We start from the raw sequence: 15,083 nt of genomic DNA on the forward strand, positions 1-15,083 counted from the left end.
GGCGGCTTTTCTTCAATTTCGTCTCAGGAGGCGTTCGCCCTCGCCCGTTCGCGCGCCTCGCGACGACGTTCGCGGCGTTCGCGGCGCCTCATGGCACGATCCGCGGGCTGCCGCAGCGGAGGAACCGCCGCTGGCACTACCTCCTCGACCGAAGGCGCCTGGATCGGTTCCGGCGCCGCTAGACGGGATTCCATGAATTCCAGCACAGCCCGCCCCTTCGCGGTAATCTTCCAGCCGCCGCTTTCCCGGTCCACCAGCCCTTGGGAGAAGATGTCGAGGTCCGGCACGCGCGCCGCCAGTCGCCTGGTCCGATCGGCCCAATCCCGGCCGCTGGTTGCCAGGATTGCCATGTCGCGCTTGAGATCCTCCATCACGGCGAAGCCATCCGGATAGCTCACCAGGATCTTCAGCACCGTGACCTGGAAATTCACGCGCGCCTCGACCTATCAGCGCCACATCGTAGGCGCGTGTGAAAGGGCGTCCCGACCCACCTGCCTGAGCTCGTCGGGCGACACCTCGCCTCTGGTAGCCGCCTCCAAAATCTTCGAGGCGACATGGGTACGCGCTCCGATCTCGCAATGCGAAACGCTTTCACAGACTTCGTCGAGGACCGCGCGCAAAAGCGCGGTGGTTGCCGTATCAAACATGAATTGCCCCCAAAGCAGGGAAAGTCTCACTATAACCGCGTTCTCGCGCAATGCGATTCAAAAATGTTAACGATCGCCGGAGGTCGGTTAGTCTAGCCTTCTTTGGAAGACGTTGTGATTGTCGACGGCCCTGGAAGATCGGCTATTCACGGGCCTCCCGGCACAACCTTCAGAACTTCTCAACCTACGTCGTTGACGTGTCCTACGATCACATAACGGCGATCGGCTTCGGCCCTGCACGAAGATCATCCGCCGGCGACCTGACAAGAAGCCGGCGCAGTGCCGCATGGATCAGCTTCGGCAGATGGCGGCCAAGCGACCTTTGAAGTTCGGTGCGTAGCAGCGGGGCGGGCGAAGGCCTTGAAGAAGAGCTGTGAAAGAAATGAGGCCAGGACATCCTGTCGACGTCCTGGCCTCGCTGGTTCATTGCGGAACGTTCTCAGGATTGACCGCCTTTGCGCCCGGCTTCACTGGCTTTGTCGCGATCATTGGCGAAGTTGCCGGGATTGTCCGACGAGCTGCCGCCTTGCTGACCGGGCTTTTGTCCGCCCTGCGTCTGCTGACCCTGCTGGCCGCGGCTGTGCTCGCCACCCTTCTTGCCGGCTTCCGAGGCACGCTGCGGATCGTTGGCGAAATTTCCGGAGCCACCGCGCTGTTCATCTGCCATCTGTTTTCTCCTTCATTGTTGCCCGGCCCATGGAGGCTAATCGCAACACCCGCGGCTCGTTCCTCGGACAAAGATGAAGGTTGGTCAGAGATTATTCGCCAGCATATTGCGTGTTGCCTGGCGCACGGCTTCGATGCCGCCAACATTCTTCATCAAGGCGATCTCGCCCTGTTGCTCATGTCGGATGGCGTGCGCCATCAGACGCAAGCGTGGATCGCCGGAAGAATGCCACTCATCTTCCGCCATCTGGACGGCCCCCGCATGATGCAGGCTCATCAGATGGATAAAGACGGCGTCAAACGTCCCATCGTCCGCTTGCCGCACCTCCGCCATTTGTGCCGTCGTCAAATAGCCCGGCATCGCCGCACGCTCCGCGCTGGAGCAGACCGGTCCCAAATCGACGGATCTTTCGCAATTTTCTGCGGGCTCTCGCGAAGAGCCGAGGGAGCGCTGGCGGCATGGCTGGCGCGGCTTGGCACATGCGGCGTCGCGTCCGGCGCACCAAAGATCACGACATCAGCACCTGAGAAGCTGTCCCGCCGTTGGGCTGCAACGAACCGCGCGCCGCCATTTGCAGGAACGGATGGATGCCCAATACATTCATTGTGGGGCACCTGGAGGAGGATCAAAATGGCGAGCGAAGACGCCGTCCGGTTGGCATTCTCGAAGTCGAGAAGAAGAAGGGCAAGTCGGAGCGAAACGATCGCATTTTTGCTGTGCCCGACCGATCACCGCTCGAAACCAATCTCAAGGATATCCGCGATCTCCCTTCCCATGCGCGCGATGATCTTGAACAGTTCTTTCGTGCGACGAACGCGTTGGAAAACAAGGAGCTGAAGTTTCTTGGATGGCATGGCCCCAACCGAGCGACCAAGACCATCAAACGGCTGGCCCGCTGAGCCGACAGACCGGGCATCATTGGCAGACATTCGGGCCGTCACTGGGGGCCCAACTGGGTCAGGACCTCAGGGTCTTGGACCATCGCCCTTCATGGCAACGTCGCTGCGCTTAACAGGATGAGTTCGGCAGTCGAAGAACTGGCCGCCCGGAATGAGATAGCCGCTTCGGACTTGGTGAGTGGCGGCCGAATCTATGTCATGCTTTTCGTTGCAAGCCTTCACGCCTACGGCGTCGAGATCAACCCACTTGGCGTAGCAACGATCCAACGATTGCCCCAGCGCACGATGGAGTCGATTCGCCCGATGCCCGGGACTTCATCGCCCCGTGCTGCCATTCGAATCCCATCGGGCCCTTCGAGCACGGCCGTTCCGGCGCGAACATCGAGGACTGCCCATCCCACAATAGTCGTCGGCCTTGTCTCGGGGACCGGCAGGAGAGGCCCCGTAGGCTGGACCGAGCCTGTTATCGACATGTCCTGCTCGAGCCCATCCGCCAGTTGCGCAACACTCGATGCCTTGGCCAGAGGCTTCGGGCCAAGGCTTGAGGTGAACGTGGAGGATCCACCAAAACCAGGCGGCGTTCGCGAGCTTGATGCTGATGCCGTCTTTCGGTTGCTTTCGACCTTGCTGACTGGCTTAATGCTCGGCATGCGGCGCGAAGCCGCTTCCATCGAAGCAATTGGATTGAGAGCTGAGATAGCTGCAGGAGCGAACAAAGCACCAGCCCAACCCAGTCCAACGCCGCCAGCCAACGCGACCAAGACGACCGAAAGAGTGCCTTTTGAACAATTGCCTTGCCGAAGGAGCGCCAGGACCTCATCTCGATCGGACGTCGAGAAATCCAAGCGGTCAAGAGTGACAGGCCACATCGCGATCTCGCCAGTGTCGTGATCCGCGGCCGTCTCGATCCTCTCCAAGGTATTCGCATGGTGCAATTGCATGCTCGGGTCCCTTGTGGTCGCCAAATGATCATGCCGGGAACTAAACCAACCGTTAACGGCCGGTGCACTCAGCAAAATAAGGGCGGGCAGCGCAAAGGAAATCAAAGGCCATGATGTCTCGCGACGGGGGCTCTAACCAGAGCGGTGGGACCGTGCGGGGCGCGCATCTGCAGGTGCGGCGACAAGGCGACCATCTCCGTCGACGAGTTGCGGGATAGGTGGGAATCCAGACGGTTCGCGCACGGCAAGGCGCACCAAGCCACTACCTGCCTTCCCGACCGAAGCAGCCAACCTTAAGACTTAATAGGCATTGCTGGGTCGCAGCAGCACTCTCACGGTCTTCAACATGATGACGATATCGAACCGCAGCGACCAGTGTCGGACGTACTGGAGATCTCGCTTGACGCGCCTTTCCATGGCAGCGATGTCTCGCGTCTCCCCCCTACATCCGTTGACTTGCGCCCAACCGGTGATCCCTGGCTTCACCGACTGTCGTTCCGCATATTCGGTTATCAATCTCGAATAGATCGCGTCATGAGCCAGTGCGTGGGGACGCGGCCCAACGAGGGACATGTCACCACGGAGCACATTGAGAAGTTGCGGCAGCTCGTCGATACTGGTCTTCCGAAGGACACGTCCAACCCGCGTAACACGGGCATCGTTCGGACTAGCCTGTCGAACATCGTTCCCGTCCTCCAGACATGTCATCGTTCGAAACTTCCAGATTTGAAAGCGCTGACCATCGCGCCCACCGCGCCACTGACGGAAGAACACCGGACCGGGCCTATCCAGGGTTACCGCCATCGCGACGACAACGAAGACCGCGATCAACGCAATAATTGCGATCAAAGTAACAACAACGTCGAATATTCTCTTAGTTCTACAATTTGGATCACTCCACCCTGCCCGCGCTGCAGAGGGACTGGCGCGACTCGTTCGATCTTGTCTGACTCTGCTTTCTGAGCGCAGAGTAGCGTCCGACCTCGCGGACCGCAGTTCGACAATTGAAACCAACCCAAGATCTTCGGCGACCGCCTCGATCGCACCCGCGCGATACACAATATCAACCGCGCGATCATCAGCCGCGCTATCGTCCACGAACGGCACGCTGAGAGGCGCGCGAGAGCGATGAACACCGAGTTCTGGCATCGTGCTTCTCATTCGAGAGGCGATACCGAGTCCTGCTCCGGGAAGCTATCCCCACTCTGTCGCCGAGTGAACTCTTCATGCAAAATTGCTGCGCGACCACCCGCTACAGTTGACCGTACCTCGTGTAGCCATGCGAATGCACGATACATACGGGCCGCAGGACTCGCCAGAATTCATCGGCGCTAAATCCGATGCGCTGTTGCCGATACTTTCGAGTGATTGCGGGCCGGAGGCGACGCAGCGCCTAATGATGAATGCTGATCCGCCCAACAGGATATGCAGGGTCTTCGGACACCGTTCCGTGGACCCCCGATACCAGCCGGAGGAAATACTTTGACCGGTATCATCCTGGCCCTAACCGGCCTTCTGCTCTCCTTGACGCGTATTCTGGGTGTCCGCCAAATGATGCTGGCCGTCATGCTCGTTCGTCCCGCTTGTGACCGAGCCTTCGACTGGCTGAAAGCGGCATCCGAACAACAGACCGGGCCTGGTGCGGCGATCAACGCTCTGGTGATCGCAATTGCGATTGTCACCATCATTCATGTTCCCGGGATTGTCCTGTCGGCCCCCCTCCTGGCTTGGGCAAGTGTTCTTCTCACAGCCGCCGCGTCGCTCGTCCACGCTCCAGATCCAAGCGGCGGATTGCGAGACCTCCTGGCGTTGTTCACCTACGCAGCCGTGTTTACGCTTCCATATGCGCTCGTCAGAACCAAAAAGATGGCCACCCAATGCCTCGTCGTGGCGCTATGTTCGTCCGCCGTACCGTCGATCTTCGCATTGCTGGAACTGGCGATGCAACCGGACATCTTGACCGGCGAGCAACGCCTGCAAAGCACGTTCACCCATCCGAATATTTACGCCTTCTACATTGTCAGCGTCGTGACCGTGATCCTCTATATGCTTTGTTCCGCAAACTTTACACTTTCTCCGATCAGGCGCCGCGCAGTTCTTGCCTACGCCGGCTTCCTGCTGTTTCTGTTGCTTCTGACGAAGGCTCGTAGCGCATGGCTCTCGATGGTGATCATCACGGCGGGATACGCAGTCTTGGTGGACAGACGCTGGCTTCTTGCGATTCTCTGTCTCCCTGTCCTGCTTCTTTTTCCTGCCGTTGGTGAACGCCTATCCGATCTGAAATCGGGCACGGTTGCAGTCGGCTTCGAGCAGCTCAACTCCCTTGCTTGGCGCGAAGTACTATGGAATGACACCCTTGAATGGTTGACGGCCAATCCACCGGGTCTCAATGGCTATGGGCTGAACTCGTATAAAGCCTACGTCCCCTTGTTCTTCTCCCGCGGCGATGGGGAGGTCAGAATCGGCCCCCACAATGCAATCCTGCAGATCTATTTCGAGATGGGTATGGCGGGCCTGGCGAGCTTCGGTCTTCTTTGGGGGACGGTGGTGCTCGAGGTATTGTCCACATGGAGCAGAGACTTTCGAGGCGCTCTGACGATGTCGTTGTTGTGCGCTGGATACATAGTCATGTGCTACTCTGACAATCTTCTCGATTACCTCCAATTCCAATGGTTCTTCTGGTTCATAATGGGCACTATTGCTGCTTCCGCACGACTAGCGGCTCACACATCGCAGGCACGGTTCGCAGTCGCCTGATCGATCGTTTGCGGCCAGAGGGCGCAGTGCAGGCGGCGGTCTCACGAGCGCATCGTACACTCTCGTTCGCTACCGCACCGCAGCTGAGAGATGTCGGTCCTCCGCAATCACGATATCGTTCTGTTGCGATACGCTCGTTGCAAACAGATCGGCCAGGCCCGCAGCCTCTCGGTCAACGTCGTGCAATGCGAGAACCCGTTCGCGTCCCTTCCGTCCCATCGCTTCCAGTTGCTCGCGCGGCGCCAGGAGACACTCCGTCATGGCCGCAGCGAGCGCCTCTGGTGCCCCCGCCGCAGCCAGCCAACCGGTCTCGCGCGGGATGACCAGCTCCGGAATGCCGGCGATTTGCGTCGCCACCACCGGGCGTCGCAGCGCCATGGCCTCCATTATGACGATCGGAAGGTTTTCAGCGAGGCTTGAAACGACGAGCGCGCGAGCACCGATGATTTCGCGCCGAACATCAGCATTGTTCAGCCAGCCGCGCAGGCGTACGGTCCCGCTGAGCCCGAGAGCAGCGACCAGTATTTCAAATTCCTTGCGGCCTTCGCCATCACCAACGATGATCACCTCGAATTTGTGCCCATTGGCTACCATGGCCGCGGCGGCCTTGATCAGAATATCGAGGCCCTTTTCGCGAGAGAACCGCGCGACGCAAACAAAGCGCGGCGCTTCGCAGCGCTCCACCTCGGACATGGCCTGAAACTGTTCGTCTATGCCACATCGGATTAGCTTGATTTTCCAGCAATCCGAGAGTTTACACCACCGATAAAGTTGAGCGCGCCCGTAGTAGCTCACCGCAACGACGAATGCAGCCGCCTCGATCTTGGCCTCCAGCGCTAGGAACTCCGGCTTGTCAAATTCGCCGCAGCCATGGACCGTGAAGCTATATGAAAGACCCGAGAGGTGGGACGCAATCAGCGCGAGCTCGGCGGGATTGGTTCCAAAATGCGCGTGAAGATGGGTCGCCCCCGCGTCGCGAGCAATGGAAGCGACGCCGCACGCTTCCACAAAATAGAACGCATGCAGCAAGGGCCCGCGATCACTCCTGCGCATCATGCGCAACGTCGTCAGCAGCGCCTTGCCGAAGCCGCGGGGCCGCAAGAGGAGCGATGAAATCGTGGCCCGAAGCAAGGCGAACGGGCGTTGCAGCAGATAGATCGTGCGCTTCTCCTCAGCTAGGTCACCGGGATCGACCAACTCCTTGCCACCCCTGGCGGCCACACGGACCACGGCGACTCCCAGACGTTCGAGCGCAAGAACCTCGCGCTTGATGAAAGTGTGGCTGATCGCCGGATATTGATTGATCAGGTAGAGGACAGTCGGCATGCGGTTCGAGACGCTGGGCGACGGCTTCTTCGACGGGCCCGATATTAACTGCATGTTGAACTCCGCGTTGATCGAGTTGCTCATGTCGCCACGAGGCGCGGCCGACAAAGGCGGATTTCCCAGGACAGCCCCGACCGGTGCCGAACCTGCACTTCATCGAGAATATGCACGCTGTTGCGCGAGCGTCGCCATGCCAGTCGGGACTCCGGTGACTCCCAAAGGGAGATGACAAGCCTTCCATTCTCTTTCAGGAACGCCGCAACCCGCCTCAGGATCCAGTCCGGCCGTTCGAAGTAATAGAGAACCTCGTTGAGGACTATCACGTCGAATTTGCGATCCGGCACAAACGTCGCGATATCCGTCGCGATGAATTTCGTGGACTCGTCCGTCCACCGAATCCTCGCCATCTCGATTGCGACAGTGGAAAAGTCAACGCCGACGTAATCGATAACTTCTGCTGGTCGAAGCCAAGCACGCAGCAAGCCGATACCGCATCCGAGATCGAGCACGCTCGAGATGTCTCCAATGTGCCTGCAATATCCCGCGATCACCGCATAGCGTGCCATTTCCTCGAGATCGTTGAGATACTCCCATCGTCCGCAGGTATATTCTTCGTCCATGAGCCGCGGCGACACACGGCAGACGCCTGGCGCGAGTTGCTTCGGAAGCGCCGCTTTGACCATGTCGCGAACGCCTTTGCGCAATCGCGAGGGAAATACGCGCTGGATGACTTGAGGCGGCTGCATGTGGCGTTTCGGTCGTCCGATCGCTACCGGGGGCGTTGAACCGTAACACTCGTCTCGCTGAGGCACACGCCTCGCTCAGCGGAAATACGGACTAGTTCCGATAGGTCATTGACCCCTCACCTCCAGCGCCGACTATCGTGCACAATGTGGCAGTGACCCGGGACCGGCTGTGGAGATGACGCAAGCAAACTTTCCGAGCGCGGGTTGCGGCACGCTCGAAGAGACGCGATCGGCGAGGCTAAGGCGTTCGCTCGATGTGGCCCGGCAATTGCTCTATTCTTTTATCGGAACTGTCCTCCATTTCAGACTTCGCAATCACTTTGCCGCGCGTCACCCGTCAAGCGGCTCAGTGAGTTTGCGAGAGGCAGGATGAGGGCACCTCGATCATGCGTCTGCGCGAGGCGATGCTCAGTTCAACGTTGCAGCAGAATACGACGGTGCTGGTCTACTTTGCGACCGGCGTCGTGATTGCGCACCTGCTCACGCCCCGGGAGGCAGGGTCTTACACCGTCGCAATAGCCGCCATTGGCGTGGTTACCGGACTCAAAGAGTCTGCGATCGGATCATATGTTGTCAGTGCGCCCGAACTTGACGACGACCTCTTGAAGACAGCCTATGGTTTAACGCTGACGATCGCCACTTGTCTAATGCTGCTATTCATCGGGCTAAGCGGTCCACTCGCGGACTTCTATCGCGATCCGGCTCTCGGCGAAACTTTGAGGATCGTGGCTATCGCGCAGCTTGGTCCGGCCTTCGCCTTTCCAGCGACCATGCGCCTGATGCGCGCGATGCGCTTCGGCGCCCTCCTCGTGGTCGGGATCACCGCGGCCATCTCGCAAAGCTTGATCTCCATCACCCTTGCCGCACTCGGATACGGCGCAGCCGCGTTGGCATGGGGCTATTTCGCGGCTGCTCTCATCACAGCATTGGCCACGTTCGCATTCCGGCCCGATGCCATACGCCTTCGGCCGATGCTGAGAGGCACTCGACGTCTGCTTGCTTTCGCTAGCTGGACTTCGGCGGCACTCTTCGTCGGTTGCACCGCAACGTCTGCCCCGGAACTGCTGATCGGGCGCGCGCTGGGCCTCGCCGACGCCGCCCTGTTTGCTCGTGCCCAAAATCTGGTTTCTTTCGTTCGAAATGGGCTGGTCCTCGGCCTTGCCCGGCCGCTGCTTCCGAGCCTCGGCGACCGCGCAGGCAAGGGCATTAGTCTAGCGCCGATCTACCGTCGACTTGTTGAAACGATTACAGGCCTGGCGTGGCCCGTCTATGCGGTGCTCGCGATATGGTCCGAACCGCTTGTGCGAGCGATTTATGGCGCCGCTTGGACAACAGCCGGGACTTTGATGCTGCCTGTCGCCGTCGCTCACGCGCTCACACTGGCCGTTGCTCCCCAGTATGACATACTTGTCGTCAAACGCCGTCAACAGCTGCTTTTCACTTCCGAAGCCGCGATATGTGTATTCACGATAGTAGCGGTTGCGATCGGCCTGACACTGGGACTCGGCGCCGCCGTCTGGAGCCTGGTTTTGAGCAGCATCTTTTTTGTAATCTGCTACTTCAGCGCTATCAAATCCGCGATCGGCGTTTTGCCAGGCTTACTGTTCGGGGCCTGGGGCCGAAGCTTGGCAGTCACTTTGGTCACCATGCCGGTCCCGCTCGCTTTTAGGCATCTAATTCCCGATCGGCCCGTCGAAATCATACTCGGCTTTATTGCATCCAGCATGGTGTCGGGACTGATCTGGGTAGCCGCAGTTTTCCTCGTGCGGCACGAATTGTCACTTCACCTCGGCGGCCTCCGCCAGAGCCTCCTGTTTCCATCACGGCTGGGCACTTTTCCCCGATCATGGCCGCAGCCACACCAAACCGAACGTGGTTGATCATGCGACCGCAAAGAGATCAACCACTCAACCGCGAAATTTCCGACGAATCCGACAGATCACGATTACGCCTGTTGCAGCCTAGACCGTCTGCAGGCCGCCGGCAGGCGTCAAAGATGAAGGCCCACGTTCCGGCCGAGCGACATGCCGAACCGGTTGAGGGCATTCCGGCCCTCGATGGCCTTCGTGCAATCAGCATCCTGCTCGTCTTGGCAACGCATCTGCTTCCGCTCGGGCCCAAGTCTCTCAATCTGAATTCGACCGCCGGTCCCATGGGGATGAGCCTGTTCTTTGCCCTTTCTGGCTATCTGATCGTCAGCACACTTCGAACCGCCACGATCCTTGAATTCGTCGTAAAGCGGATCGCCCGTATCCTGCCACTCGCCTATCTCTATATTCTGCTGGTTGTCATCCTGTTCGGCTTAAGCAAAGGGGCGCTTCTCTCCCACCTGAGCTTCATCATCAACTACAGACTGGACCAGATGCTGCCGGTCACCGAGCATCTATGGTCGCTTTGCGTCGAGGTTCATTTCTACGCGCTTGTGACAATCCTTACGGCTGCGGGCGGTCGGCGGGCACTGTTGCTCGTTTGGCCCTGCTGTGCCGCAATCACCGCGATCCGCATCGCGGAAGGCGCTCACATTGCCGTGGCAACGCATCTGCGCATTGACGAAATTCTTGTTGGTGCGTGCGTTGCAACATTGCCGATAGTCCGTTTTGGCACCTCCACCTATTCCCTCCTCGTCTGGATCCTGGCAGCGGGGGCCTGGGCCTCCACTTCACATCCGCAGAGCGAATGGCTGCAATATGTTCGACCCTATGCGACGGGCCTCCTGCTCTGGGCAACAATATCCCAGCCGCCCAATCGTCTGATGGCGATCCTGGGCAGCCGAGGGCTTCGCTACGTTGCAGCTACCTCCTATGCGCTCTACGTGATCCATCCGCTGACGGCTCACGGATGGTGGAACGACGGAAGCATCTGGGAGCGATATCTGCTGAAAAGGCCTGTCGGCGTCATCTTCACGGTGGTCGCGGCCCACATGTCGACCTTCTATTGGGAACGCGCATGGCTACAAACCACGCGGCGCTGGCTTCGTTCAAGGCGCGCACAGACGGCACAGCCCATAGGGCAGCCGCACAATTTCCCGGCACCGTGATCTTGCGTCGTAGCTCTCGCCGGGTCGGATGGGAGCACTCGCCTGCAGTGGTCGATGTTTTCTTTGGACGAATAGGCCGCACAGCCCTCTCCAGTCGCAGCCTCACTTGTCCGGCTGTTCTCCGCTTTCGACCCGGGTCAGATTGATGGACCCGCTCAAATCATACAGTTTGGATCCGCCCATTGGGATCTTGACGATGTCGTTCGGCATTAACGGAGTGGTTTCTTCCGCTATCAGCGCTCGCGTCGTTTCGCCATCCTTTCGAATCAAAATGAAGCCGGACCGCTGCGTTTTCTCCGCGAGACGCTCGCGCGCCTCGGCCGGCGCGCTGATTTGCGCTTCAGTCAGCAGGTCTCCTGCCGTCCTGATCCGTGCCCGAACATCTGCGATCTCATCCCTGGTTTGTTGCAGATCACGTGTGTTGGAGCGGCTCCTCTCAAAGGTGCGTTCACGAAGCCGCTGCTCCGCCAGTGCAATATTTTCCTCAGCCCTCACGATCGCAGTCTGCATGTTCATTTTCTCGTTCGATATCTGCGCGGCCGCTCGTTCCAGATTGAACAGGGTCGGCATGAGCGCTAGCCCCCTCGCCGAGAGCGAGCGCATATCCCTCAATTGCGTTTGGATGGTGCTATCCTCTTGGCTCAATGCCTCGATCTGGCCGCGGAGTGAACGAATCTCCTGCTGATAGAGCGTCTTGACTTCTTCGAGCGCTGCCGTTTCCGAACGTATGGTGCCGTATTCGACGGCAAGGGCCGCGTGCTCGCTTTCCGCGATGGCCGCGATGGCCGGATTATCCTGCTGGTCCCGAAGTTCTGCAGGCAGAGAGATATCCTCGCGCCCCGCAATTACGGACGTCAGGCGAGCCTCCCGGGCCAGGAGACGATTCTGCTTCTGTACAAGCGTTCGGATATCGCCTTTGGCGAGGGCAATGTCGCGATCCAGCCGCAAAAGGCCGACTTCGGGTCTATAGTATCCGCCAGCGACGCTGATCGCCTGAATAACGGTAAGCCCCGGACGAAATGGGTACTCGCCGGGTCGCTGAACATCTCCGAGAATGGAGAATGGACGATACTGGATGATTTCAACTGCAGCGAAGGGCCGTTCCGCCTTCTCCGAGCGACGTTGCAGGCGGTCAGATATCTGCTGTGCGAGATCGTCGAGACGCAGACCTACAACGTTGACGTTTCCAATCAGCGGCAAGGAGACGACGCCGTCCGGCGTTATTATGTATTCCCCACTCAGATCGGGCCATTCCTGCACCTTGATTTTCAGTCGATCGGAGACTCCAAGCCGATACTCTTGTGCAACAGCAGATGTCACGGCACCCGTCATCGCGGCGCAAAGAAGCAACGTGATCGAACCGAATGTTCTCATGGTCATGGCACACTCTGATCGTTCCATTTCGGCCTCGACGCTCGACGAGCCGCCTGCTCCAGCGTCACGGAATCGAACGAACTCCACGGCGTCTTGTTGATAACAGTTCCACGAATTCTCTCGCGCATGGGTCCGAGGTCACGAAAAGCCTGTTCGAGCTGCCGCTCCGACGTGCGGTCCCATTCCACCACGATCAGGAAGTCATCGACGATTTGGCCAGCGGAGCGCACGTCAGCGGGGGTTGCGAGTGGGGGTAGATCGATAACGATCCAATCGTAAAGGGGATCGTGACCGCCATTGATGAGTTCGACGAAACCGAGCCACAGCATGTCGAGACTGCAGACGGCTCCTCCACTTGGCAAGAAGTGCAAATTGTGACCGCTGTCTCCCTGGACCACGTCGACCAGATTGGCCTCGCCCCGGAGCAATTCATGGAGGCCTTTGCCCTTAGCTGGACGAACGCTCTTGGCAGAAACCGCCGCGCCGTGAGATGCGTCAACAAGAAGAACGCGCGAGCCATCGTGTGCGATCAACCTGGCCCAGCTCCGGGCAAGGAACGTCTTGCCCTCACCGGACCCAACCGAAGTGACGCCGACGAAATGAGGATTCCTCTCGGACCGTTCAAGGATCGCCAAGCGCGCGCGACGCAAGATCGACCCGCCCAAGACAGAGGCCAAATCAGCTCCTCCGCCATAGCGCGGGATAGTTCCGCCGCGCCTTCTTCGAGGCAGGTACCCGAAGCATTCAACGCCTGTAGCGGCAACGAGCTGCTCGGCGCTGCACACGCGTCTACCAAATGATATCAACGCAAGCTGGATCGTCATGCCCAGAACACCGCCCAAGGCAGCCGCCAATCCCAACACGATGCCTAAGGCCGGTCCATCCCTTGAGTTCGGTGCCACCGCCTCGCTGATGATCCGAGCTGTCGGGCCCAACACCCTAATTCGCTCTCGTAATGCCGCGCTTGTCGTTACAACCGCGTTTGTGTCGTTCTGCTCCTGGACAAACGCTGCCGCCAGCTCGTTGGCAAGCCTGGCGGCATCCTCTGCGTTTAAGGCCCTTCCTTGAACAGAAATGACTTGGCTGGCACCGACGCGATTGACGCTCGTGTTGTATCTCACGAGCGCGGCCGCGGCTTGCCTTCGTGAGGACTCCCGATCGGAGGCAGATGTCAACCATGATGCAAAACGACGAATCGAGCCCGATTTTGGCAACACCTGCTCGATATTGTCCACCCCCATCCTGTCGATCACTCTGTCAAGGACTTTGCTGGCCTTCAACATCTCGATCGCGCTTTGAATGAGCGAGTTCTCGACAAGAACCTGCGTTACGACTGCGTCCGGCCCCGACAGTTGCAGCGTCGTATTCGAAATCAGCAGTTCGGAAGAGGCCGAGTACGCGGGAATTCGAACCAGGTCGTAAGACATACCCCCGACCAATCCTATAATGGAGCCGACCAGCACAGAGCGACGCATTCTCCGCTTTTGCTGGCGAACCTTGGTCAGGAGGATCCTGAGATCAACTCCATCGCGCCATGGCTCACCCATGGCTGATCGATCCTCGCCTGCATCGAAGATAGAACGTCTGCTGTTGGTCGAATCGAGCATCGATCGAAACTCCATTTGACGTCTTCGAAACTCCGCGTCGAGCGTGCTCCCGATATCCCGCGGAGGGTCGCCTGGCACGGCACTATTGCTCATGCAGTGTCGCCTGGACGGCCTCCAATTTGTCCCAGGGGAACCCGCGAAGCCGGTTATTGCTGTCGGGATAGCACGATGCTTGGGCCTGCTCCGATGGACACCGCAGAATGCCGCCAGCGCCGAAGTATGGATGATCGGGCCCCGTCGCCAGCGGGTTCTCAGCGTAAAGCACCACTGTGCCAGCCGTGTCGCGCACCACCATTCCGTATCGCTGCACTGCGCGAGCCACCATACGCGCGTACGGATCCATGTCGATTTGATCGAGATTGAGGGTGTCAGGAAGACGGAACGTCGTTCCCTGAGGAATCGCGTTGGGATCGACCTCTCCGCCGTCCGTTCGCTGAGCTGGATGCGCCCACACCAATCGGCGCGTCTGCGGCAGGGCGAAGTGAACCGCATGATCGATTGCGCCTTGGCGCTGCTCAGCAATCGTGATCAGACCCGAGAGCAAGGCTAGTCCCGTTGCGGTCGTGCCGAACTTGTAGCCTTGAACCGTCGTTGGAAAATAGCCGGGATTTCTTGCAAGGTCGTCGATCTTGCCTCCCCATGCGGCCCGCCACTCATCGACAGTTCGTCCGATGGAATCAACGGTCTTGCGGCCGCTTTTTTCCATCACCCAGAACTCCCAGTACCGACCTGTCGAAGGCTGATACACAATCGCTTCCTGGTCGGTGCCGGCTGATGGCTGGAAATGATCGGGAAGCGGAACCTGTTCCCATTGCTGTTGAAGCGGCTCGAATCGCCATGCCGGATCATCAACTCGCTCCGCCCTGACACGAACCGTAGGTTGACCGGCGCCGACAACGTAGAGCGGGGGCGCATATCGATCAATGTTCACCGACGCGACACCGTAGTGCCTCGTGATCTGTCGCTGTAGATCAGCCACCCAGGCGTCCGAATGGGCATCACGAGGAGCATCCGTCGCCAGTCGCCGGTGGACGTAGCTCTCGGCGGCGAATTCGCGATCCGGCACCATGATCAAGGATGGA

15 protein-coding genes are annotated in these 15,083 nt (G+C 59.2%); 4 read left to right on the forward strand and 11 right to left on the reverse strand.

What is annotated here, in order from left to right; all coding sequences use genetic code 11:
- Positions 1-23 precede the first annotated feature (23 nt).
- The 4 genes from N2603_RS32890 to N2603_RS32905 all read right to left on the reverse strand — a co-directional run bounded on the left by N2603_RS32890 (position 24) and on the right by N2603_RS32905 (position 1,674).
- Positions 24-431 carry a hypothetical protein gene (locus tag N2603_RS32890; protein WP_260385398.1) on the reverse strand — a complete coding sequence of 136 codons (408 nt, stop codon included), beginning with the start codon at positions 429-431 and terminating at the stop codon, positions 24-26.
- 15 nt (positions 432-446) lie between these two features.
- On the reverse strand, positions 447-647 hold the full coding sequence (locus tag N2603_RS32895) for a hypothetical protein (RefSeq protein ID WP_260385399.1): 201 nt from the start codon (positions 645-647) through the stop codon (positions 447-449).
- 439 nt (positions 648-1,086) lie between these two features.
- Positions 1,087-1,314, reverse strand: a complete 228-nt coding sequence (locus N2603_RS44990) for a con-10 family general stress protein (protein ID WP_018645204.1) — start codon at positions 1,312-1,314, stop codon at positions 1,087-1,089.
- An 84-nt stretch (positions 1,315-1,398) separates the two neighbouring features.
- Complete coding sequence (locus tag N2603_RS32905; RefSeq protein ID WP_260385400.1) at positions 1,399-1,674, reverse strand: DUF305 domain-containing protein; 276 nt, start codon at positions 1,672-1,674, stop codon at positions 1,399-1,401.
- A 227-nt stretch (positions 1,675-1,901) separates the two neighbouring features.
- Here N2603_RS32905 and N2603_RS32910 point away from each other — a divergent pair, with 227 nt between their 5' ends.
- Positions 1,902-2,213, forward strand: a complete 312-nt coding sequence (locus N2603_RS32910; protein WP_260385401.1) for an inorganic diphosphatase — start codon at positions 1,902-1,904, stop codon at positions 2,211-2,213.
- A 224-nt stretch (positions 2,214-2,437) separates the two neighbouring features.
- On the opposite strand, the gene N2603_RS32915 is transcribed toward N2603_RS32910, so the two are convergent.
- Positions 2,438-3,154 carry a hypothetical protein gene (locus N2603_RS32915; protein ID WP_260385402.1) on the reverse strand — a complete coding sequence of 239 codons (717 nt, stop codon included), beginning with the start codon at positions 3,152-3,154 and terminating at the stop codon, positions 2,438-2,440.
- A gap of 300 nt (positions 3,155-3,454) precedes the next feature.
- Positions 3,455-4,303 (reverse strand): exopolysaccharide biosynthesis polyprenyl glycosylphosphotransferase, encoded by an 849-nt coding sequence (locus tag N2603_RS32920; protein ID WP_260385403.1) that lies wholly within the window; start codon positions 4,301-4,303, stop codon positions 3,455-3,457.
- Positions 4,304-4,636: 333 nt separating this feature from the next.
- On the opposite strand from N2603_RS32920, the gene N2603_RS32925 reads away from it, so the two are divergent.
- The gene (locus N2603_RS32925; protein WP_260385404.1) at positions 4,637-5,911 is read left to right on the forward strand and encodes an O-antigen ligase family protein; all 1,275 of its coding nucleotides are present in this window, start codon (positions 4,637-4,639) and stop codon (positions 5,909-5,911) included.
- Between the two features lie 69 nt (positions 5,912-5,980).
- Here N2603_RS32925 and N2603_RS32930 read toward each other — a convergent pair whose 3' ends face one another.
- Together N2603_RS32930 and N2603_RS32935 are read right to left on the reverse strand one after the other, a co-directional pair.
- Positions 5,981-7,321, reverse strand: coding sequence for a glycosyltransferase family 4 protein (locus N2603_RS32930; protein ID WP_260385405.1), 1,341 nt, complete (start codon positions 7,319-7,321; stop codon positions 5,981-5,983).
- Positions 7,318-7,983 (reverse strand): class I SAM-dependent methyltransferase, encoded by a 666-nt coding sequence (locus N2603_RS32935; RefSeq protein WP_260385406.1) that lies wholly within the window; start codon positions 7,981-7,983, stop codon positions 7,318-7,320. Before N2603_RS32935 ends, N2603_RS32930 begins: the two co-directional genes overlap by 4 nt.
- 386 nt (positions 7,984-8,369) lie before the next feature.
- Here N2603_RS32935 and N2603_RS32940 point away from each other — a divergent pair, with 386 nt between their 5' ends.
- Both N2603_RS32940 and N2603_RS32945 read left to right on the forward strand, forming a co-directional pair.
- Positions 8,370-9,863 (forward strand): oligosaccharide flippase family protein, encoded by a 1,494-nt coding sequence (locus N2603_RS32940; RefSeq protein ID WP_260385407.1) that lies wholly within the window; start codon positions 8,370-8,372, stop codon positions 9,861-9,863.
- Between the two features lie 116 nt (positions 9,864-9,979).
- Positions 9,980-11,020, forward strand: coding sequence for an acyltransferase family protein (locus N2603_RS32945; protein ID WP_260385408.1), 1,041 nt, complete (start codon positions 9,980-9,982; stop codon positions 11,018-11,020).
- A gap of 102 nt (positions 11,021-11,122) precedes the next feature.
- On the opposite strand, the gene N2603_RS32950 is transcribed toward N2603_RS32945, so the two are convergent.
- From N2603_RS32950 to N2603_RS32960, 3 genes are all read right to left on the reverse strand, one after another.
- A complete protein-coding gene (locus N2603_RS32950; RefSeq protein ID WP_260385409.1) occupies positions 11,123-12,400 on the reverse strand; it encodes a polysaccharide biosynthesis/export family protein in 1,278 nt (425 codons plus the stop codon).
- On the reverse strand, positions 12,397-14,016 hold the full coding sequence (locus N2603_RS32955) for a tyrosine-protein kinase domain-containing protein (protein WP_260385410.1): 1,620 nt from the start codon (positions 14,014-14,016) through the stop codon (positions 12,397-12,399). Before N2603_RS32955 ends, N2603_RS32950 begins: the two co-directional genes overlap by 4 nt.
- Before the next feature lie 67 nt (positions 14,017-14,083).
- The gene (locus N2603_RS32960; protein WP_260385411.1) at positions 14,084-15,076 is read right to left on the reverse strand and encodes a hypothetical protein; all 993 of its coding nucleotides are present in this window, start codon (positions 15,074-15,076) and stop codon (positions 14,084-14,086) included.
- Between the last annotated feature and the right edge of the window lie 7 nt (positions 15,077-15,083).

Source organism: Bradyrhizobium huanghuaihaiense, from assembly GCF_025200885.1.
GTDB classification, from domain to species: domain Bacteria; phylum Pseudomonadota; class Alphaproteobacteria; order Rhizobiales; family Xanthobacteraceae; genus Bradyrhizobium; species Bradyrhizobium huanghuaihaiense.